This window comes from Bacillus sp. EKM202B, assembly GCF_011066025.1.
GTDB lineage: Bacteria > Bacillota > Bacilli > Bacillales > Bacillaceae_G > Bacillus_A > Bacillus_A toyonensis.
Genome location: NZ_JAAMNK010000125.1, coordinates 1 through 259, shown reverse-complemented (window position 1 = coordinate 259; position 259 = coordinate 1). Strand labels below are relative to the sequence as shown.

The 259-nt window shown below is 36.3% G+C and carries 1 protein-coding gene; it reads right to left on the bottom strand.

All coding sequences use genetic code 11. The features are described 5' to 3' along the window. Nucleotides 1-181, bottom strand: a 181-nt coding sequence (locus G9F74_RS29645; protein WP_165406446.1) for a helix-turn-helix domain-containing protein, incomplete at its 3' end; no start/stop codon positions are given. Nucleotides 182-259 lie beyond the last annotated feature (78 nt).

Sequence of the window (259 nt, the reverse complement as noted above, 5' to 3'; positions counted from 1 at the left end):
TTCCAATAGATTGTTCAAACCGATAGGTTTCGCCTTCACGATACCATTTCATCCAAGTTTTAATTTGAGCCACATGTCTAATTCCTAAGGCATCCATAATTTCTTTATTTTTGAATCCTTGGTGTTTCATTTCAACTACTTTCCACTTTATTTCGGCGGGATAATGCGCCTTTTTCCCCATACGAAAAACACCTCCATTAAAATCATAACTGATACTTACGATTTAGAGAGGTGTTTTTTATCGTCTCATTCTCAGGGT